This is a genomic window from Parabacteroides bouchesdurhonensis (assembly GCF_900186615.1).
Lineage (GTDB): Bacteria > Bacteroidota > Bacteroidia > Bacteroidales > Tannerellaceae > Parabacteroides > Parabacteroides bouchesdurhonensis.
Map to the genome: position 1 here is coordinate 3,492,557 of NZ_LT896588.1, position 21,412 is coordinate 3,513,968.

General features: G+C 41.1%; 15 protein-coding genes. 1 reads left to right on the forward strand and 14 read right to left on the reverse strand.

Annotated features, from left to right (window positions below; all coding sequences use genetic code 11):
• Positions 1–128 precede the first annotated feature (128 nt).
• Complete coding sequence (fabD, locus tag C1721_RS15100; RefSeq protein WP_102409015.1) at positions 129–1,010, forward strand: ACP S-malonyltransferase; 882 nt, start codon at positions 129–131, stop codon at positions 1,008–1,010.
• Between the two features lie 57 nt (positions 1,011–1,067).
• Here the strand turns inward: fabD and C1721_RS15105 are convergent, their stop codons facing one another.
• The 14 genes from C1721_RS15105 to C1721_RS15170 all read right to left on the reverse strand — a co-directional run bounded on the left by C1721_RS15105 (position 1,068) and on the right by C1721_RS15170 (position 21,395).
• Positions 1,068–1,808, reverse strand: coding sequence for a hypothetical protein (locus C1721_RS15105; protein ID WP_159063600.1), 741 nt, complete (start codon positions 1,806–1,808; stop codon positions 1,068–1,070).
• A gap of 126 nt (positions 1,809–1,934) precedes the next feature.
• Positions 1,935–3,848, reverse strand: coding sequence for a SusD/RagB family nutrient-binding outer membrane lipoprotein (locus tag C1721_RS15110; protein WP_102409017.1), 1,914 nt, complete (start codon positions 3,846–3,848; stop codon positions 1,935–1,937).
• 35 nt (positions 3,849–3,883) lie between these two features.
• The gene (locus C1721_RS15115) at positions 3,884–7,054 is read right to left on the reverse strand and encodes a SusC/RagA family TonB-linked outer membrane protein (RefSeq protein WP_102409018.1); all 3,171 of its coding nucleotides are present in this window, start codon (positions 7,052–7,054) and stop codon (positions 3,884–3,886) included.
• 242 nt (positions 7,055–7,296) lie between these two features.
• Positions 7,297–7,764, reverse strand: coding sequence for a DUF4293 domain-containing protein (locus tag C1721_RS15120; protein ID WP_102409019.1), 468 nt, complete (start codon positions 7,762–7,764; stop codon positions 7,297–7,299).
• A 74-nt stretch (positions 7,765–7,838) separates the two neighbouring features.
• Entirely contained in the window at positions 7,839–8,171 is a 333-nt protein-coding gene (locus C1721_RS15125; RefSeq protein WP_102409020.1) for a DNA-directed RNA polymerase subunit omega, read from the reverse strand.
• Positions 8,172–8,195: 24 nt separating this feature from the next.
• Positions 8,196–9,005 (reverse strand): outer membrane protein assembly factor BamD, encoded by an 810-nt coding sequence (locus C1721_RS15130; protein WP_102409021.1) that lies wholly within the window; start codon positions 9,003–9,005, stop codon positions 8,196–8,198.
• Positions 9,006–9,071: 66 nt separating this feature from the next.
• The gene (locus C1721_RS15135) at positions 9,072–9,497 is read right to left on the reverse strand and encodes an amino acid-binding protein (protein WP_102409022.1); all 426 of its coding nucleotides are present in this window, start codon (positions 9,495–9,497) and stop codon (positions 9,072–9,074) included.
• Positions 9,498–9,518: 21 nt separating this feature from the next.
• Positions 9,519–10,820: a phenylacetate--CoA ligase family protein gene (locus tag C1721_RS15140; RefSeq protein WP_102409023.1), complete on the reverse strand. Its 1,302-nt coding sequence runs from the start codon at positions 10,818–10,820 to the stop codon at positions 9,519–9,521.
• A 160-nt stretch (positions 10,821–10,980) separates the two neighbouring features.
• Positions 10,981–12,198 carry a 6-bladed beta-propeller gene (locus tag C1721_RS15145; protein ID WP_102409024.1) on the reverse strand — a complete coding sequence of 406 codons (1,218 nt, stop codon included), beginning with the start codon at positions 12,196–12,198 and terminating at the stop codon, positions 10,981–10,983.
• A 363-nt stretch (positions 12,199–12,561) separates the two neighbouring features.
• A complete protein-coding gene (locus C1721_RS15150; protein WP_102409025.1) occupies positions 12,562–13,854 on the reverse strand; it encodes a TolC family protein in 1,293 nt (430 codons plus the stop codon).
• Positions 13,855–13,859: 5 nt separating this feature from the next.
• A complete protein-coding gene (locus C1721_RS15155) occupies positions 13,860–16,901 on the reverse strand; it encodes an efflux RND transporter permease subunit (protein WP_102409026.1) in 3,042 nt (1,013 codons plus the stop codon).
• 10 nt (positions 16,902–16,911) lie between these two features.
• A complete protein-coding gene (locus C1721_RS15160) occupies positions 16,912–17,964 on the reverse strand; it encodes an efflux RND transporter periplasmic adaptor subunit (protein WP_102409560.1) in 1,053 nt (350 codons plus the stop codon).
• A gap of 67 nt (positions 17,965–18,031) precedes the next feature.
• Positions 18,032–18,997 carry a DNA/RNA non-specific endonuclease gene (locus C1721_RS15165; protein ID WP_102409027.1) on the reverse strand — a complete coding sequence of 322 codons (966 nt, stop codon included), beginning with the start codon at positions 18,995–18,997 and terminating at the stop codon, positions 18,032–18,034.
• A gap of 199 nt (positions 18,998–19,196) precedes the next feature.
• Positions 19,197–21,395, reverse strand: coding sequence for an alpha-L-rhamnosidase-related protein (locus tag C1721_RS15170; protein WP_102409028.1), 2,199 nt, complete (start codon positions 21,393–21,395; stop codon positions 19,197–19,199).
• Positions 21,396–21,412 lie beyond the last annotated feature (17 nt).

Genomic DNA, 21,412 nt, shown 5'->3' on the forward strand with positions numbered 1-21,412 from the left:
TATAATGTTAATATTTCACCTTCAACACGGGACAAAGATACTATTTGTAATGAATAGTAGACCTATTATTCCAAATTTATTACCTTTGCAGCATCTTAAAAAAGTAAAATTAGAAAACAATTAGAAAGATGAAAGCGTATGTATTTCCCGGTCAGGGTGCACAATTTGTCGGAATGGGAAAAGACCTTTACGATAGTAATTCCCTTGCAAAAGAGATGTTTGAAAAGGCCAATGAAATCCTCGGATTCCGCATCACGGATTTGATGTTTGCAGGAACTGATGAAGACTTGAGACAAACAAAAGTTACACAACCTGCCATATTTTTACATTCTATCATTTTAGCAAAAACATTAGGAGATCAGTTCAAACCGGACATGACAGCCGGACATTCCTTAGGAGAATTTTCAGCTTTGGTTACTGCCGGAGCATTGTCTTTTGAAGATGGTTTAGTATTGGTTTCCAAACGTGCCATGGCTATGCAGAAAGCATGCGAGGCAACTCCTTCTACAATGGCCGCCGTATTGGCTCTGCCGGATGCAACCGTAGAAGAGATATGTGCAAACATTAAAGACGAAGTAGTAGTTTGTGCGAACTATAATTGTCCGGGACAGTTGGTTATCTCCGGTTCTATACCCGGCATCGACGCCGCTTGCGAGAAACTTTTGGCCGCCGGAGCTAAACGCGCTTTAAAATTAAAAGTAGGTGGAGCATTCCACTCTCCATTGATGGAACCTGCCCGTGCTGAACTGGCGGCTGCTATTGAGGCAACTCCAATCCATAAACCTGCTTGTCCGGTTTACCAAAACGTAAGCACGAAAGGAGAAACAGATCCTGAAACAATCAAGGCTAACCTGATTGCCCAACTGACAGCTCCGGTTCGCTGGACACAAAGCGTTCAGAATATGATTGCCGACGGTGCAGACCACTTCATCGAACTCGGTCCGGGAGCTGTTCTTCAGGGATTGGTTAAGAAAATCAATAAAGATGTAACTACCGAAGGCATGCAATAAAAATAACAATACCTGTTATATACCAAAAAGGTTGGAGACCGAATCTCCAACCTTTTTTTATTTATTCATTCTACTCATGATTTCGTTCAGGCGTTGTCCCAGTTTTTCAAGTTCCGCATCATATGCCTCGGTCTCCTCATCCACTATTTTAGCTATCAGCTTATACATTTCAAGACGAACCTGACAATATTCACGTAATAAATTATTATAGTCCTGATATTCGGTTGGTATATCCTGTATGGCATCCATTTCTCCCAATAAATTTATATTCTCTTGCAATTTAGGGATACTGACTGTTTCTATATATTCAATTATCTTCTTTTTCGGTTTCTTATCCAGAATATCATAAAGCCTGAACGCCAAAGCATCATTTTGATCAAATTGTTCGATCTTTACATTATATTGATCTTCATCCCAGTCTTTCTCTCCTAAATATAATCCGCCTATCAATACGGCAAAGATTATAACACAACAAACAGCACCTACTCCCGCAGCCCGCCAATTAGAAAAGAATTCTCCGTTTGTCTCCTTGTGAGCAGTCAATTCCTTTCCCTGCATTTTTTCTACAATCAAACAAATAATAGCCGTATAGGTTATAGGTATTAAAGCATTAGGAATCTTATCAATAACAGGTTCGGGTATCAAGAAAATACCACAAAAAATAATAATACTAAAAATAACACCAAGTACTAATGAGTAAGTCCCCTGTTGCTCCCGTCCCAATACTATACAATTCTTACGGATCAAAATACTGGCAGCAAGAGGACCACCGAAAAAGGTTGCAACTGTTATTGCCATCAAAGAGTAGAGTTTTTTATTTTCTTCCATATAAACTTATGCCTAAAATGCCAGCAAAGATAAAAAACAATGCCAGACATTTTTCAAACGTCCGGCATTATTTTCATATCAAATGGATTATATATACTATTTCATATTCCACCACAGTGATGTAGATGTCAGATCCGGACCACCCAGCAATTTCAAAGCCTGCTGATAACCTTCCTGATTATTCGTTTGGATATTAGCCGGATAACGGTAACGTTTCGGATAAAACTCCAATCGGCATTCTTTGGATGTTGCCACAGTCAACGGTACCTGATTTAAAGGATTATAATCCTTTTCCACTGCCTGATTCTCAAAAAACGGCAATCCTAAACGGCGATGATCGCTCCACGCTTCCTCCGGCAACCAGGGAACTTGTGCTATATACTTCTGTGTAATAATTTTAGTCAACGCATCATTATTATAAGCACCGCTCCTGTAAATGGTATTTTTCGGATAAGTATACGTCATCGTTTTATTCTGTTTCGTATAAGGATCAACATAATTGATAGTATAAGGCCGTGCTTCGGCAGTATGGTCAAAGTTAACGGAAGTCCCTACACGATTATAATCAGTAGAAGCCAGATATTGGCTTACTTCATTTGCCAAACCATGATACGTGAAGCTGGCCGTAACGCCTTGTTCATAATTGGACTTAGCTGTTCCCGGCACATTCCAGCCCTTCACAGCCGCCTCAGCAATCAGGAAATAACTCTCCCATGGCCCGAAGAACACGCGTTTATTGGTACTCATACGATATTGCTTGGCGATTGACGGATAATTGTAATTCTTTCCTGTTAAAGAACTAACCAGACCGGCCTTTGTATCCCATTCTCCTGCCACCCATGTAGTCCAAGTATATTTAGGATTGATGGTAAGCATCGTTTCCGTAGTATTATCTGGATTAAGTAAACCTACAGGAGTAACTTCCGAAGCCGCCCCGATATAATCTGAATAAACAACACCGTCGTCGTAGCCAACTACGCTAAACATTTTCGGGGCACGCGGATCCACATACTGAGGGATGCCGTCAAAATAGAAACCGGCACAAGGATCGTTTGTTGTCAAAGGAAAATGCAGATTCAGATAAAGTCCCAGATAGTCATGCGGGTTCTTCAGATGGCTCTTCAATGAGTCGGGCAACGGAAATTCTATTCCACCCAGTCCGACCACCAAGTTTTTAAATGTAACAGACATAGCCTGTCCGTTCCATGGACGCGACATCACGCTTGTTAATTCATCCCAGCCGTCTTTCTCCTGAACAGATGCAATATCAGCCTGTTCGGAAATAAAGGATTTGGAGGCCGCATCTTCAAATTCCGCACGAGCCTCCGGATATACATCGGAAACACGCATGGCAAAACGCAGACGTAATGAATTGGCATACTTTTTCCACGCATTTACATTCCCGGCATAAAAAGCATCTTCATTTGCCATTGGAGACATATCAATTGACGGATCAAGAGCAGCCTCTGCTTCTTTTAATTCAGACAATATAAACCCGTAAATAGACTCCACACTATCATACGAGGCCGGAACTCCCGAAAAAGCAGATAAGGCTGGAATAGGCCCGAAGCCATCTGCCACTTCCGAATTTAAATAAGCACGCCAAATACGCGCCATCTGAACTACATTCTTATAGTATGGATATTGACCGGCTTCCCCTTCCACAATTTTCTTTTCACCAAGTTCTATGGCTTTAGTCACATCGTTCAGCCAATTAACGGCATAATCGTTGCTTAAGTAAAGGGTTATATAGTCATTATTATCTGTTCCCAACGTAAATCCGCTTCCTCTGTTGAAACGTGAAGCTCGATTCCATGTCAATATAAACATACGTTCGGCTATTTCCGGATTCATTTGCGCCCCGATAACCGAAGCGTTCAGAAACCATTCTGGTTTAACCTTGTCTTCACCTACCAGATTAGGATCTTCATTTATTTCTGCAAAATCGTTACAGGAAGATAAGCCTGCAATGGCAAGAATTCCGGTTAATAATATATTTTTTGTCTTCATAATCTTATACCTATATTATATTTACATCTTTTACATTAGAAACCTATCGTTACATTAAACGTATAAGAACGACTCGTTGGCGCCGCACCATTTTCAAAACCGGTAGCATTCGTATTCGTTGCGGCTACTGATTCAGGATCAATGCCCGGCAGATTATAATGTATCATCCACACATTATTACAGGTTGCCGACAAACGGACGCGTTGGAAAGGAGTCTTTTTCAACATCTGCCGATCGAACTCATATCCGAATGTAATGTTACGTAAACGAACATTGGTTGCATCATAAGTGTACATTTCCGGCAAACCATAATTCCCGGTAGAACCAATACGTTCCCAATAGTTCTGAGGTGTTACCTGTACATTATTTTCTACATATCCGTTACCTTTCTGCATCACACTGTTCGGAACGACAAAAGGCTGACGATCCCCATTAACAACCGTACCTTCTGCATTACCACGGGTATATAGTCCCGAAGCTGTTGCCGAATAAAGATCACCGCCAATACGGAAATCAATCAAAAAACTCAGGTTAAATCCTTTATAAGCAAAGCTATTGGTAAGACCAAGCATCCAATCGGGATTCTGGTTACCCACCTTGCTCTTGTCGGTTGAAATAAGCGGAAGACCGTCATCACCAACAACAATCTTTCCATAGTGAGGACTATTTTTATCTGTTACACGTTGAAAGGTCTGTCCGTAAATATCACCATAAAGGCTTCCTTGCACAGCAACTATCTGTATAGCATCAAACGTCTTGATGTCGTACAACGTAACACCCGGATAGAGGTCAATAATTTTATTACGGTTCAAAGAGAACTGTGCCGTAGCATTCCAGTTGAAGCCTCTGGGATTATCGAAAATAGCGCCGTTTAACGAAAGTTCCACACCTTCATTCTGTATATTACCGGCATTCACTTTTCGCGAACTATATCCGGAAAACGGGTCCATCGGAAGATCAAGTAACTGGCGGGTTGCATTGGATTTATACCAAGCTGCATCCAATCCCAAACGATTGTTGAAGAAACGAATATCAAAACCGGCCTCCCATGACTTAATTAACTCACTTCTCACATTAGAATCGAACAGGACTTTACCTGGTTTAGCCATATTGTTACCATTCGGATCTTTACTTACGGAGAAATAATTATAAAGCTGGTACGGGTCCAGGTCATTACCTACTTCGGCATAAGATGCACGCACCTTAGCAAACGAGAACCAGTCCGGCATCTGACTGCCCAGTTTTGGCAACATGTCGGAGATCACAGCCGATAAACTTACCGACGGATAAAAATAGGAACGGTTTGCTTTGCTCATTGTCGACGACCAGTCGTTACGGGCAGTTACATCCAAGAATAAATATCCGTCCCAATTTAATTGCAATGAACCGTAAAGGGAATTCATCTTACGACGAATCAATTCAGAGGTTACCGTTGGTTTGTTAACGCCATTATTCAGTGAAAACAAATCAGGAACTAGTAATTCTCCCGCACTTGCATTCATCTTATTACGTTGCTGTTGCATCAGGTTTCCGCCGAAAGTTATAAAGCCGCCTAACCGATTAATCAAATTATCTTTACGAGCCGTGGCAAGAAAACTGAAGTTGTTTTCATAAAACGTTTCAGAACCTTCTGAGTAAAGACCGCGCGGAGATGTATTACCACCGGCATACACTTTCTCATTCTTAGTTGTTGTATAATAGTCAGTACCGCCTCTTAATTCTATATCGAACCAATCAGTCGGAGCATATTTCAAAGAGACATTTCCCAATAAACGATTACGCGTATCTTCATTCTGGCGATATTTAGTTACCCAATATGGATTTTCCTGAGGATTCTTGGATGCGTCATACCAAATCATATTACCGTTCTCATCTACACAGTTCTCAAACTCTTTTATGTTCAGTGAACGGGGAAGATTATAGATTGTGTTAAAGGCATTAGACGGGTTAACGCCCTGAATCGGTCTGTTATGAGCATTCATATTGATGTAATTCACCTTGGCATCTGCTTTCCATTTTTTGTCTTTGTCCAGAAAAGTAGTAGCACGAACCGTAATGTTCGTCTTGTTCAGCTTCGATTCCGGGGTAATACTGGCATCATCCGAACGATTGATAGAGGTAAAAACAGAAGTTCCGTTAATGTCTTGCTGGAAACTGACGCCTTCATTAAAAGAAGTTCCGGTACGGAAGAAGGCATCAATATTATCATATGTATGTAAAGGAACTTCACGACCAAGCCAATCTGTCACCATCTGTCCGTCGGCTTTAGGTCCCCAACTCAAACGGGATTGATTATCATAAACATTTACAGAGCCTTGTCCGAAGTTATCTTGCATATGAGGTTTAAGGAAAATTGTCTCGGCCGTAATTCCGGCATTTACCGTAATTCCCACCCCTTCTGTCTTACGACCAGATTTAGTGGTAATCAAAATTACACCGTTACCGGCTCTCGAACCATATAAAGCGGCAGCAGAAGCACCTTTAAGTACTGTCATTGATTCAATATCCTCAGGGTTAATATCAGATAAACCGTTACCCATATCAGCTCCCGAGTTTCCCCAAACGTCATCTACCCCACCTGTAAAGTTATCCATAGGAGTTCCGTCTACAACAATTAGCGGTTGGTTACTGCCTGTCAAAGAATTATTACCACGTAGCACAATCTTTGAAGAACCACCTACCCCATTACTAGACCGGACTATCTGTAAACCAGAAACTTTACCGGACAATGAGTTCGCCAGATTCGGTTCACGTGAAGCAATCAAGTCGTCACCTTTCAACTCCTGCATGGCATAACCCAACGCTTTCTTATCACGCTTCATACCAAGAGCAGTCACAACCACTTCATCCAGCTTTTGTGTATCTTCTACAAGGTCTACCTTGATAGTAGATTGTCCCGTATACGGAATATCCTGTGTAATATAACCGATAAAAGAAATTTGAATAATATCGCCTTTCTTCACTCCTTCAAGGGTAAAATTACCATCCAGATCGGTAATAGTACCATTTGTTGTCCCTTTAATAATAACAGACGCCCCGGTTACCGGTCCTAGAGCATCTTCTACTGTTCCCGATACTTTTCCATTCTGTTGGGAAATGTCAATTACCGGATTTTCCGTCTCGGGATTTGCATATAAACTTCCTGAGAAACTCAATGCTATACCCATGAGAAGAATCAGGCTGACAGGTCTGAATTTTTTCAACATAACTAATGCTTTTTGTTTAAATTATTAGACGCTTTGGCGTAAAGCAATGTCTTTTATTCCTTATAAACATAAAAACAAGAGAGATGTTCTGACTTTAACATAAACCTCAATAACATTCAACAGAGAACGAACAGTCTCTTGAACATAAAAATCCCGTCTTAACACTTCAAAAGAATAGACCTTTAAAATGTTAAGACGGGACTTTGCGACTCAAAAGACAGCTCTTTTCAGAGCTCTTCTTTTTATCTCAATCTATCTAAAGAACGAACTAATGCTTCATCCGCTCCGATATTACGAATAGCCAGATAATCCAGAATAAGGTTTATAATCGGAAAAGAAAGAGCAATTTTGACAGTCATACTCACCTCTCCTCCTCCTAATTGATTTTTGATAGTCCAGGCAAAAAAGGCTAATAAAGCATAGAAACCTAGCATTAGCAAAGCATTGAAGATACATAAACGAATCTGCAAAACCCGTTTTCTGAATAAGAAAATAGTAACCAATGCAATTATAGCAATTACAGCTGTCAGAATAAAAAGTCCCCACGCAGGGTATATTAATTCCGGTTGAGCAGTCATTGTACTTAGTCCTGTCGCATCAAAAGACAACAATTGGCCACCATATTGAAGTACTGCCAATGGCAGGAAGAGTGTAGCAATAGTTAACGCTACAATAATAAGTAAATAAACGGTTTGTATCCTTTGTAACATAATTATGTATTTTAAATGGAAAGGCTGACTCTTTTCGGGTCAGCCTACATGTTACCTGTAATATTAATTTCTTATCAGAAGTTATTTTTTTCTTTAGCAGGGTTCTTATAATACACTTTACCTTCTTCATACTCCTGAGCAGCAATCAAGGTAGCTTTCGGAAGCTTTTCATAATAACGTGAAATTTCAATCTGTTCTCTGTTTTCAAAAACTTCCTCCAAGTTATCGTTATAAGAAGCAAACTCCTGAAGTTTCTTTTCCAGATCCTGTTTCATTTCAACACTAATCTGATTAGCCCGCTTAGCAATTACCATCACTGATTCGTACACATTACCTGTATCTTCCGACAATTTCATCATGTCGCGGGTAACTGTATTCGTAGGAGCATTTGATTTTCTGTAATCCATACTTCGTTTTATTGATTAAATTCATTAATACGCATTTGATATCCGCTTGTTGGCATAGTCGTAAAACCTTTGAACTTGTTTCAGATATTGCCCTTCCGGATATTCGTTTATGTAATTATAATACTCGTCCACCACTTCACGATAACGTCCTTGTAATTTTTCATCTATGCTGACTAATGCCAACTCATACTTTGAACGAAGTATTAAATACATAAATTCTTCACGATACTTTGAATATGGATAATCTTTCAACGCATTTTGTGAAGTGATCACACATGATTGATAGTTATTGCCCATATAAGTACCCAAATTATAATACAATTTAGCAGCCATTAATTCCTTATAAGCCAGTTTTTCCTGCAACTCGAACATTATTTTCTGTGCTTCGGCAGCACGTTCGCTTTGAGGATAATACTCTAAGTAAAGCTGCAACTGCTCAATAGCCTTATACGTTTGAGACTGGTCCAACCGGGGGTCCGGAGAGTCCTGATACAAGCCATATCCGGAATAATACCGTGCCAATTCGGTATATTCACCTTTCGGATAAGTCGTATAGTAAGTCTCAAAATATTGCGAAGCTGTTTGATAATCTTTCTGGCCGTAATAGCTTTGTGCCAACAAATACAAGGATTCTTCGGCATAAGCCGTTCCTTTAAAGATTGTAACCAGTTCCTCCAACAAAGTAGCAGACTTTGAATATTGCTTTGCATTGAAATATTTCTTGGCATAAGAATACTTCAACTCATAATCTGTACTTTTCAATATCTTATTATACTCTCCGCAAGAAGATAACAAGACGGTCATCATCATCAATAAAAATACAACCTTTTTCATTCACATACTTTTAGCGCGCAAAGTTAGTGCTTCCTGGCAAATAAACGAAACGCAAAACGTTAATATTTATAACTTATATAAATCACTGGCGGCAATCAGCTCCAGTTTATTAGCTTTCAGCACCTCTGCACACTTCTCTACATTGTCCGGGCGAATAATAACATTTGCCGCGTCTCCCTGTGAAAAAGCATACATGTATTCTATAAAAATACCGGCCGATGTAATAATATCCATCGCTCTGGCCAATGCTCCGGGCTGATTAGGACAATGCAAGCAAACCACTTCCGCTATACTTACGGCATATAATTTGTCCCGCAACACTTTAATAGCCTTATCCGTATCCGATACGATCAGACGAAGGATTCCGAAATCGGAATTTTCCGCTACCGTAAAAGCTGACATATTTATACCTGCTTCTCCTAATATTTTTGCCACTTCCGTAAAACGGCCTTTCTTGTTCTCCAAGAAAATAGATAACTGTTTAATTAACATAGCACTTTAATCTTTAGAGATTTAAACTAATTTTCGATTGTCTATCACGTGCTTGGCTTTACCCATGCTTCGTTCAATACTACGTGGTTCTACAATCTTTATATCGGGTTGCAAACCTATCACACTTTGCATACGGCTTGCAATTTTCTTCTTCAGAGCAATCATTTTATTGATTTCATCCGAATAATACTCCTGGCGCACTTCCACTTGTATCTGGAAAGTATCTGTATTGTTTACACGATCCACAACTATCAGATAATGCGGCTCGAACTCCGGAAGTTCCAAAATTACGGATTCTACCTGAGATGGGAAAACATTTACGCCACGAATAATCAGCATATCATCGCTTCGTCCTAATATGCGGCTCATTCTCACAGCAGTACGCCCACATGCACATTTTTCATAGGTCAATGAAGTAAGGTCTCTCGTACGATAGCGGATCATCGGCATGCCTTCTTTTGTAAGTGTAGTAAATACCAATTCTCCCACCTGACCGGGTTCTACAGGCTGTAAAGTCTTAGGGTCTACAATCTCAGGAAAGAAATGATCTTCCCATAAATGAGTGCCGTTCTGACATTCGCATTCACCACCTACGCCAGGGCCACATATTTCTGTCAAACCATATATATCATAAGCTTTTATATTCAGCTTTTCTTGCAGCTCTTTACGCATATTTTCCGTCCAGGGTTCAGCACCAAAAGCGCCTACTCTCAAGCTGAATTCTTCCAACGGAATACCCGATTCATGTATTGTTTCAGCCAGATAAAGGGCATAAGACGGAGTACAGGCCAATCCTTTGGCACCAAAGTCGTGCATCAACTGAATCTGTTTTTGCGTATTACCACTACTCATCGGAATAACAGTCCCTCCTATATTCTCCACGCCGGCATGTGCACCCAAGCCTCCCGTAAATAATCCATAGCCATAAGAAACCTGAACGGAATCATTCTTTGTCAAACCATAGGCTGTAAAACAACGGGCAACTGCTTCTGCCCAGATAGAAAGGTCCTTACGGGTATATCCTACTACAATAGGTTTTCCCGTTGTTCCGGAAGAAGCATGCAGACGGACAATTTCGGACATCGGTACCGCCATTAATCCGAAAGGATAGTTATCACGAAGGTCTTGTTTTACGGTAAAAGGAAGTTTTGTTATATCGTCAATTGATTGAACATCATCCGGGGTAATTCCCATCTCCTGCATTTTTTTGCGATAAAAAGGAGAATTATGATAAACGTGTTCAACTACCCGTTTCAACCGGATGCTTTGTAATTTCCGCATCTCCTCACGGTCCATGCATTCAATCGTCTCATTCCAAATCATGGTATCAAATATTTTTTTGTTAGAATATGCTCGTTATATTTATAAAGTTAACAGTTTAAACGCCCACAAAGTAACAACTTTTTTTAAATAGATTCCTATTTCCTAACAAAAACATTCATACATGAAAACGAAGGGATGCGGATAAAAAGATTTAAAAGACTTAATCAGATAAAGACACTTCCATCAAAATCATATTATCATCTTCATCCAACGAATGCGTTAAGGTTTCAAGTTCTCCCTTTAAGGATTGCTTTTCTGATGCCTCAAGCAGTTCACTTGGGAAATATCTGAAATATAACTTATCTCCGGATACGGCAGTAGGACGTAATGTTTCTCCTGCTTTTTTAAAATCCGCATTATAAAACGTACATTGTGTAAAACTCTGCTCGTTTGAATCCCAAAGATACCATGCCGTTTTTAACCCGGTCTGAGTACTTGCCTCTTCCAAATTAAGGGATATTACATTAATCAACATAAAACGGGAAGACATTGCCCAAACTTCACAAACATTTCTTTTGGGTATGTTTGTATGGAGTGAAGGAGTATGCGTAAAGACAGGTTTCACTTCTTTGTCTTTGGATAACCAAAAAACCGTATCTGACACGAAGTCATTCAGCAGAAAGCCATTATTAGAAGGCACAATCGTATTGGTGTGTGCCATCATAACAAAAGGCGCTCCATCCTGTATAGTAAAAACAAGTAAACGAAAATGCTCCGGATAGGCTTTAGATAAACGGGAGTCCAAAGCGCCGTCTTTTGTATTCAGGAAAACAAAAGGATATGGGTTCGGATCCGGAAGAGCTTCTGCCAGCTTACTGATTTTCCCCTCTTTTATCACATTAAAGTTCTTCGTATCCCATACCAACAATGATTCCGAATTAAAAAGAGCCATATCTGTAGCAATCAGCGTATCCGGCGTTGAAAAACTCTGCACGCATTTTCCCTGTAAATCAAATGCCAATATATTCACTTTCGTACCATATGGAAGAATATAAATCTTTCCGTTTTCTTCATCATACGCCAGCTTATTAATATTTGCATACTCATTGGCACCTTGTCCTTTGTGGTTGAAATTACAAATAAGATGCCCGTCCTTGTCATAGCCAACCACGCTTCCCGAAAAAGGATTATAAAAAATGAATCCATTTGCCGAAGGCGACAAACGCATCCCATCATCCAGCAAGGCATTCTCCGTAGTATCCATACGGATATAACGAACCTTCCCTAAATCTTGTAACGCAAATTCTTTTTGCGGATAGGAAACATCCATATTCATAACAGGTATTGCCCGTTCGGAAACTTTTCCGGACCGATTCAAGCAACCGGTCAGTCCTAACAGATTAATCATCAAGACGCTTAAAAACAACACGTTTCTCATGGCTCAATATTTATTTAGATTATATACTTTATCACAAATAAAGCAATATAAATTCAACTAAACAAATAAAATACGAATATTTCGTCAGTATATGAATTGAACGTATAGATAGCATTGGTTAGTAAAAAGTTCCCTTCGTTTCGGCTAAGTACAAATGACAAGAAAAAAGTTTCATGCCGAAGGAACAAATGTTCCATGCTGGAGGAACAAGTGTTTCATGCCGGAGGAACAAGTGTTTCATCACGATGGAACAAAAGTTTCACCGGCATGAAACAAAATGGAACATGTATTTACATAAAAAGCGGCTATCGGACAATGAAATCCGATAGCCGCTTCCTGTATAATACTATTTAACCTTCCTTACTACTGTATCCTGCGGATACCGATAGCCTTATTATACTGGGCCAAAGAGGCTTTCTGCTGATACCAAGTCTGGATCAGGCTACTGTAAGACTGTATCCACGAGAGTTGGGCAGAAAGTACATCCAAGATAGGCAACTTACCTTCATTATAGCTGAAAGTGTTTAAATCCAGGTTTTCTTCGGCTATTTTGCATGCTTCCTCAGCTACAGATATTTGTTTTGTATTCTCTGTCAAGCTTGTCCAGGCATTAGCCACTTCTTTGGAAATCTGGTCCCGTGTGTCATCTAAAGCATATTCTCTACTGCGAAGAAGGGCTTTCTGAGAATTAACTTCCTTAAAACGCGCTCCCCAATGAAACAATGGGATTTTCAAAGAAGCGAATACAGCAGGCGTCCATAATTGATCCGAACCTTTTACATTCAACATGGACGTTCCCCAAGTCCCCTGGAATCCGACAGCTAACGTCGGGTTATATTTTGCTTTCGACAAATTAATCTGTCTCTTTTGGTATTCAATGTTCAATTGAGAAATCGTATAATCCGGACGATTACGCAAAGCCACGTCCTCCCCTACTTGCAACGGCAACATCTGATACATTGTAATAGAATCCGCTATTTCTACCGGAGCCATTGGAGATATACCCATTAAAACATTTAAATTCTGCAATGCAATCTGATAATCTTTATAAGCGGAACTCTTATTCAATTCAGCTTCTTTTAAGCGAGACTGAACTTGTAACAAATCGGTTTTACTTATCTGGCCATCATTAAAACGAATTGTCAATACGTTCTCCAATTGCTGAACAATGTCAACATATTGGCACATGACCTCATACATACCTTTACGTGCCGCTGCCGACCAATAATTCAAGTCAGCAGAATAGATAATATTATCAGTAGTTAATTCCTCCGCCTGTTCCGCTATTTCTCCTTGTACCTGGGCAGCTTTATAGTTATTATAAATCTGTCCTCCCGCGTAAACAGGCTGATTAACAGTTGCACCCAAGCTATAGGTGTTGTGATCCATCTCAACGGCCATACCCGGACCAAAGTCCAAATCATATTTATTAATACGGTACTGATAGCTTCCGGAGAAATCAAAAGCCGGGAAAAAGGCGGTCTTTGCCGCTTTTATAGCTTGCTGCATGGCAACCCGTTCTTCACTGCTTTGTTTGATTTGACGGCTATATTCCAGTACGCGCTGCTTATATTCCTCAACCGAGAGCTGATTATCCTGTGCTTTGGCAAAAAGCGCTCCCAACAAGAGAAAAATTATTATTATCTTATTTCTCATATTACTTATTCTGATTTAATCTTAAAGAATATACAATAGGTTACAGGGAGCACAAAGATTGTCAGGATTGTAGAGACAAACAAACCTCCCATAATCGTAGCAGCCATCCCGGCAAACATAGCGTCGCCAAGCAAAGGAAGCATACCTAATATTGTAGTACCCGAAGCCATTGTTACAGGTACAATACGGGTTTTAGTTGCCTCAACAACCGCATTTACCGGAGCTAATCCGCTATTCAGTTGGAGGCCTATCTCATCTACAAGCACAATGGCATTTTTAATATTCATACCAATCAATCCTAATAAACCCAGCATCGCAAAGAAGTCCAACGACTTGCCAAAAACTAACAACCCTAATACAACGCCAATAAAGATCAATGGCAACATGCACATAATCAACACTGGCTTTCGATAGAATTTAGGGAACAAGAACAGCAATGTGACATAAATCAAACCAAACATCAATGGAATATTAGCGGCGATTGCCTTATTACCTTTATCCTGTTCCGACTGCTCACCAAAATATTGTAATTTATATCCGTCGGGCACTTGTACTTCTTTCTGTACTTCCTCCCACAAATGACTGAACGCAGCCATTGTGTTTGCTCCACGTTTAGGCTCACATTGCATCATCATATAACGCTGGCGGTTATAACGTCTTATTACATTAAATTCATAATCCAATGAGAAATCATCAATTACCTGCTCTACCTTAACAGAACGTCCTTTCGCACTATAAACAGGAAGCGTCTTAATATCATTCAGGTTCATCGAATCCCTATCGGCATCTTTCAAAAGGATAGGCATAAATACGTCATTCTCTCTGTATTCACCCAAAGGGACGCCATTCGTAGCCGAACGCAAGGAATAAGCCACCTGTTGTCTTGTAATACCCAAGCGCAATCCTTTCTCTTGTGAATACATAGGTTTCCACACCGGCACTTTATTTCCCCAACTGTTACGAATTTCCATTACCTTATCATACTTGCGGGCTATCGCCTCTGTCCGTTGCGTTAAAGCAACCAACGTATCTATATTGTCGCCCACAAAACCTATTTCTATTGCTGCATCCGGAACCGGAGACAGAGCAAACAAAGCTGAACGGGTCAATATATCCGGATAATTAGCAACCATGTAGTCGTAAAACTTACTTTCTTCGGCCTGAGCATCTTTAGCATTCTTTGTTTCTATCAAAACATTTGCAAAATTAGGCTTCGGACCAACAGAAGAACTTGCCAGATAATAACGAACCGGTGATCCTCCCAACGTAAACGAATATGATTTGATATTCTCGTTCGATTTCAGATAGTCTTCAATCTTCAAAACATTCCTTTCCACATCATCAATACCATAGCCTTCCGGGAAAATTAAGTCGGCACGGAAATAAGGCTTATTCATAATCGGGAAGAAGCTCTGCGGCATAAGTCCCATTATAACCAATGAAAGGAACAAAGTAGCCACAACAGTAGTCAACGTTATATATCTACGTTTGATTAAACGCCCTAATACTTTCTCAAACTTATGATACAGTTTAGTATCGTACGGATCTTTGGCTTCTCCCGGTTTGGCCTCTTTCAGTATGAAATTGCCAAATGTCGTTGTTTGTGTCAAAGCTAATATCCAGCTTAAACCCAGCGACACAGCCAGCACTATAAACAACGGTTTTACAATTTCCGCCACAGATGCAGGTGCCAAATACATCGGTAAAAAAGAACATACCGCAATAAATGTAGCACCAAGCAATGCCCACTGAGGTTTAATAGCACCGTCAATCAATGCCTGGTAACGGGGTAATCCCCGCTTAATACCAATCTGTGCGTTATCCGTTACAACAATTGCATTATCCACCAACATACCCATGGCAATAATGAATGCGGCCAACGATGTACGATTTAGTCCCACACCCCAGATAAGCATGATCAGCAACGTTCCTCCTACCGAAAACAATAACGAACTACCCACAAGCATACCTGCCCGCGATCCCATCACCAGAAAGATGATCACAATAACGATCAATAATGACTCTATTAAGTTCAGGATAAATCCGTTATTAGCTTCATCCGCAATTTTGTTTTCAGGGTATATGGTTTTCAGCTCCATTCCTATCGGAAATAACTGCTCCATTTCTTTAAGATGGTCTGATACCAGATTTCCAACGGCTACAACATCATCCTTCGCACCTGTAGCCACACCGATACCAATCGCTCGCTTACCATCCACTCTCATCAGGTTGGAAGGAGGATCCATGTATCCGCGTTCTACAATAGCTATATCGCCTAAACGAACCTCACTCCCGTTCTTCGTTACAATCAACTGGTCACGAATGTCCTGAATATTCTTATAAGTACCTTCAGCACGAACACGAAGTTGATAAGTACCTGTTAGTATTTCACCTGTATTAACCAGTAAATTCTGCGTTTGCAACACCTGTTGGATTGCGTTAGGATCAATTCCCAGATTGGCCAGTTTAGGAACAGAGATACGGACATTCACAACCTGCGTCTGTTCACCATATAAATATACTTTCTGCACACCGGGAATCGGCGTCAATTCTGTTTTTATCTTCTGTGCCCAGTCCCGCATATCATCATAGGTAAATCCTTCGTCTGCCGTAAGGGCATAATAGATACCAAACACATCACCAAAGTCATCACTCACATTAATAGCCGAAGCTCCACTCGGCAGACGAGGCTGGATATTAGCGACCTTACGCCGCAACTCATCCCATTTTACCGGCATATAATCCGGTGCCAGCGTAGGCTTTAATTCTATCGAAATTTTGGACATTCCGAAATAAGACTCAGACTTTATCTGGAAAACATCCGACATGGATTGAATTTCGCGTTCAATCGGTTCTGTTATCAGTTTTTCAACTTCCAAAGGAGTAGCTCCGGGATATTGCGTAACCAGAACCGCTTGCTTAATTACGAAAGGAGAATCCTCCTTTTTAGGGAGCTTAAAAAAAGAATATATTCCTCCTATAAGCAACACTGCCAAGAAGAAATAGATTATCTTTTTATTCTCCAAAGAATATTTTGGTATATTCATTTTCTTCTGCTTAATCCGTTAATACTCTTACTTGTTGACCATTCTCCAAGCGGGTTGCACCTGCTGAAACGACCTGGTCGCCAGCCTTCAATCCGTTGATAACAACAACATTGTCTTTACCTACCAGTTCGGCCTCCACTATTTCGCGACGTTCAACCGTTTGTGATTGACTATTATATACGAAAACATATTTGCTGTCGCTCTCATCTGCGGCCACTATTGCTGATATAGGAATAAGAACAGCTCCCTGATTAAAGCTTTCACTTTCAATATGAAGAATGACACGGCAAGAGAATCCGACTGCCACTTTATATTTACTGAGATTAAATTCAGGATCGTCGATATACAAAAATACAGGAACTCCAGAGCCATCAGGCGAAGCTTCCACATATTCCTTTACCTTTGCTTTAAAACGGATGCCTTTATAATTGTCAAACTCTACAAAAATCTGATACGGATTAGAAAAATAGATTACGTTCGTCTCCGGCATTGTATATTGAATCTGTAATTTGTTAGGATTAATCAAACAAACGATACCTTGTCCGGCCTGAACCTTCTGATAATTCTCTACGTACTTTTTCTGAATAAATCCATCAAAAGGAGCGCGTAACTTTGTTTGAGATAATTGGTTTTGAGCATATTCAAAGGCAGCTTTAGCATTTGAATAGGATGCTTCCGTAGATTCATATTCCTGTTTGGATATTGCTTGTTTGGAAAGCAACTTTTCCGCACGGTTCAACTGAGCTTCGGCTGTTTGGAAAGAAGCTTTCTTTGCTTCATATTCCCATTTAAAATCTTGAGGATCTATCTCTGCCACAACTTGCCCCGTACGAACTTTTTGCCCTTCTTCCACGTTCAGCGAAATAAGCGGCCCTGACATCTTAAATGCTAAATCACTGAACTGGTCGGGAGACACAACTCCACTAAAAGACTTTTCCACGACGTTCAGAGATGTTACTTCCGTCAACTTTACCGGTCTCGGACCCTGTTCCTTTACCGGTGGTTGGCTACAAGAAACCATCAATGTCACCAATACTAGAAGGGGGATAAAAATTCCTTTCATTGCCATTTATGTTTTATTGTTTATTATATTCTATAGTACAACATTCTGTTTAAAACGATTGTTGCGATCAAAAAGACCATTGATCCCAATCTACCCGTGACTCCATCCGTTTCTCTATATCATCCGGAAGAGAAGGGAAAAAGTCGATACCTGTTACTTTCTCTACACTATCGACAGGTATCGCCATCGAACGAAGAGGAGTTTCTTTATAATCCTTATTACTGAAAAGGAACGCAATACCTTCGAGCTTATTATTCCATTTCGTACATATTACTTTATAAAACAATTTCGGTACTGCAACCCTGTTCTTACCCATACGTTTCAAATCATCTGAAATAACCGGTCCTGTTACAATCAATAAACTACCAGTGTCCATCGCCCAAAGGCGGCTTTGTTCCTCCAGTTCTTTCCAAATACCTCTATTCAGTCCTGGCTTTTGAGGGCATATATTACTGAAATAAAAAGACTCGCGCATTGCTTTAGCCGACCATTTCATATCACCTGCCGGAGCTAGATGTCCCCGGTCATATCCGGTACGCGTATAGTCTTCATTCGTAGCCGAAGCACCTTTCACCAAAGGATCAGGAACAAATTTATTAGAACGGACCGCCTTTTTGCTTTTTGCCTCCTCAGCAGTAAGTTCGTAAGCTACCCAATTAGCTATACGGTAATCCGAATTATAGGAAACAGTATATCCCTCATGTTTGATAACTTGCTCCGCTCGCTTTGTCCGCAAACGGGGAATCTCAGCATTGGCAGGAATTTTAAATGAAGTTACGGAAGCTGCGGTTTGCTTTTGAGTCTGTTTTTGAGTTTGCTTTTGAGATGGAACGACAACTACCTCCGACTGTTTCGGGGAAGAAGTTTCCTGCTGCTTTATCGGGAAAAGATAGTTATAAGAATATAAGAATATTAGTGCGCAAACCACAATAACACTCACCCAAATAAGTAAGTGTTTCAACGAAGATACAAATAAAGATGTTTTATGTCCTTTCTTTCTCCGTTTACGGGAAGAAGTTTTTCTTTTTGCCATTCAACTATTTACCACTAATAGACGTGTGCAAAAATAGATAAACGAAAAGAGCTGTGCAATATATTACACAAAATGTATTGGTTTGGATTATTATAAAACGTGTCCGCTTTATGATAAAAAGTAGCTATTATCTATTCATTTTCAAAGTTTACAGAGCGATTGTTGCCGCTTTTCTACTGACAAAAGCGGTAACAATTATCTATAATGTATGAATACCGGCTTGAAGCTGTATTGCCTTTTTGCCGGGAAGTAACACCTCGACAGAAGTCTCTTCCGGTACTTCAACCACAAGAGACAACGATTTCCCTTTTCTTTGGATATTCACCTTGATGTCACCATAATGTGTGGGGACAACAGCCTTCGCTTCCCACAGCGAACCGAGTTTTGGTTCAATCTTAAATGTGCGAAAGCCCGGAGATGTAGGTTCTATGCCACATACTTTTTGACTAAGGAGAGTGAGAGGTCCTCCGCTCCACGCATGATTGATAGTGCCTCCTCCAAAGCCATCAGAACCAACTCTCCATCCCTCAAACAGGGTAGAATACGGATAACTCATCATCTTCTTATACCTCGTCTTCATCCGATTCAATGCAAACTCAGGCTGATCCATCATAAACAGCGCTTCAAGAACGTATTTCTCCATATACGGACTGGCATGATACTCCTTTTCAAGGACTTTCAGCAAAGGCTTGTATTTATCGGCAGAGGCAAGCCCGGATACAACCGCCATCGCTTGCGAACGGTCGTCGGTAGCACCTTTATAGCCGGGAGAGCGATATTCCGCACCTGTCCAATACTTCGTATTAAAACACTTCTCGATACTGTACATCATGCGCCCTATTTCTTCGGCATCACCAACTTTACCCAACTGCAAAGCAAATGCTTTCTCCGCTTTCAGAGCCAGATAATACCAACAGTTTGTAAGCACACCCATGTCGATATTCTCGCCCCAATCACCCCAACTCCATCCGCCGTTGCGTTCTATTGGCAACCCATTGGCATCCGTTTGCCATACTTCGTGCAGATAGCGATGCAAACGGTCGTATATAACCGGCACAAAACTGCTATCGCCACTGTAATAGTATTGCGTATGAAATCCATACCAACCTACAGAAGCCAACATCTGCAAAGGCAATTCTCTATCCCAATTGCCGGCAGGAACAGGCGCGAACAGAACCCCGTCCTCCTTCTGCCAGTTCATCAATTCATATATACCTTTCAAGGCCAACTTCTGTCCGCTGGGGGAAAGCGCATAAAACGTTTCGCCAAGCTCATTCACTTCGTCACCCCACCATTGGGCACGCTCACGGTCGGGGCAATCCATATAGCTGTCACGCATGGTTATGTATAGAGTACGGGCACTACGTTTCCAGAGTTCGTTAAGGAAGTCGTCGTTGCAGTGGAAAAGCCCGGCAATGTCGGCATCATAGCCTGTTTCACGATACTTCACCTCCATCACCTCCACCCCTTCGGGTACGATATAGCGTACTTCGTGTCCATTCATCCATCCCAGGCTCTCATATTCCTGCACGCCGTCAGTGGTAATGTATTCGGCACGCACGTTATTCTCCGTTCCTCCCGTATAGTTATCGGTAATGATCCGGATCATTTTGCCCGCATCCGCATTCACCCGTAAATAAGGAGTTACCTGCGCATTATAAGGAAGACGGCAAAACAACGTATCCCCATCCGCCGAGCAGCGAACATCCGGATAAGGCAGCAACCCGCTATTCTTCCACTGCGGGATAGGGCGCTCCACCAGGCTGCCCATTGTCTCCCAAGCGCCAAGCACTACTTGTGCCGCCGGTAGCGAGCCCTCGAAGCTCTTCCTGTTCCAGTCCTTCATCATCAGTCGTGCGTCAAAGCGGATATTACTTTCCGGCAAGCGATAATTCGGATGCGGAGCTTCCGTATTCTGATACGCATCATAAAGAGTACACTGCCACGTATCATCCGAAAGCAAACGGACGCCATCGCCTACCGCTTCAAACAACAATCCCGCCTTTCCGCTATTGGTATGGCTGAACCCGTCTTTCCCGAAGTGCCATAACAAAACGGCTATCGTATTCTCCCCTTGCGCAAGATAAGGAGCTATATCCACCACATCATAATAGGTAGCATGAGGAGCCGGCCCGCGTTTAAGGCCGCCCTCGAAAACTACCAACTCATCATTGATCCATAGCCAGTACTTGGAATCTACGGCAATCCTCGCACTGAGAACGGGCGGCACTTCACCTACCGTAAACGATTTACGGTAAGCAAGCCAGGTATTGCTGGCACTCTGGCATTTCTCGGTACTGATCCATTGCGCCTGCCATTTTCCGGAAACACCGGATGCTCCGGCCGAAATGGAAAGACCGGCGGCCAGCATCAGTAAATATTGTTTCAGCTTATTCATAACCCTGTTTTTATAAG

Coding starts and splice junctions, on each gene's coding strand:
- fabD (WP_102409015.1), top strand. CDS start 129: ATGAAAGCGTATGTATTTCCCGGTCAGGGTGCACAATTTGTCGGAATG.
- C1721_RS15105 (WP_159063600.1), bottom strand. CDS start 1,808: ATGGCAATAACAGTTGCAACCTTTTTCGGTGGTCCTCTTGCTGCCAGT.
- C1721_RS15110 (WP_102409017.1), bottom strand. CDS start 3,848: ATGAAGACAAAAAATATATTATTAACCGGAATTCTTGCCATTGCAGGC.
- C1721_RS15115 (WP_102409018.1), bottom strand. CDS start 7,054: ATGTTGAAAAAATTCAGACCTGTCAGCCTGATTCTTCTCATGGGTATA.
- C1721_RS15120 (WP_102409019.1), bottom strand. CDS start 7,764: ATGTTACAAAGGATACAAACCGTTTATTTACTTATTATTGTAGCGTTA.
- C1721_RS15125 (WP_102409020.1), bottom strand. CDS start 8,171: ATGGATTACAGAAAATCAAATGCTCCTACGAATACAGTTACCCGCGAC.
- C1721_RS15130 (WP_102409021.1), bottom strand. CDS start 9,005: ATGAAAAAGGTTGTATTTTTATTGATGATGATGACCGTCTTGTTATCT.
- C1721_RS15135 (WP_102409022.1), bottom strand. CDS start 9,497: ATGTTAATTAAACAGTTATCTATTTTCTTGGAGAACAAGAAAGGCCGT.
- C1721_RS15140 (WP_102409023.1), bottom strand. CDS start 10,820: ATGATTTGGAATGAGACGATTGAATGCATGGACCGTGAGGAGATGCGG.
- C1721_RS15145 (WP_102409024.1), bottom strand. CDS start 12,198: ATGAGAAACGTGTTGTTTTTAAGCGTCTTGATGATTAATCTGTTAGGA.
- C1721_RS15150 (WP_102409025.1), bottom strand. CDS start 13,854: ATGAGAAATAAGATAATAATAATTTTTCTCTTGTTGGGAGCGCTTTTT.
- C1721_RS15155 (WP_102409026.1), bottom strand. CDS start 16,901: ATGAATATACCAAAATATTCTTTGGAGAATAAAAAGATAATCTATTTC.
- C1721_RS15160 (WP_102409560.1), bottom strand. CDS start 17,964: ATGAAAGGAATTTTTATCCCCCTTCTAGTATTGGTGACATTGATGGTT.
- C1721_RS15165 (WP_102409027.1), bottom strand. CDS start 18,997: ATGGCAAAAAGAAAAACTTCTTCCCGTAAACGGAGAAAGAAAGGACAT.
- C1721_RS15170 (WP_102409028.1), bottom strand. CDS start 21,395: ATGAATAAGCTGAAACAATATTTACTGATGCTGGCCGCCGGTCTTTCC.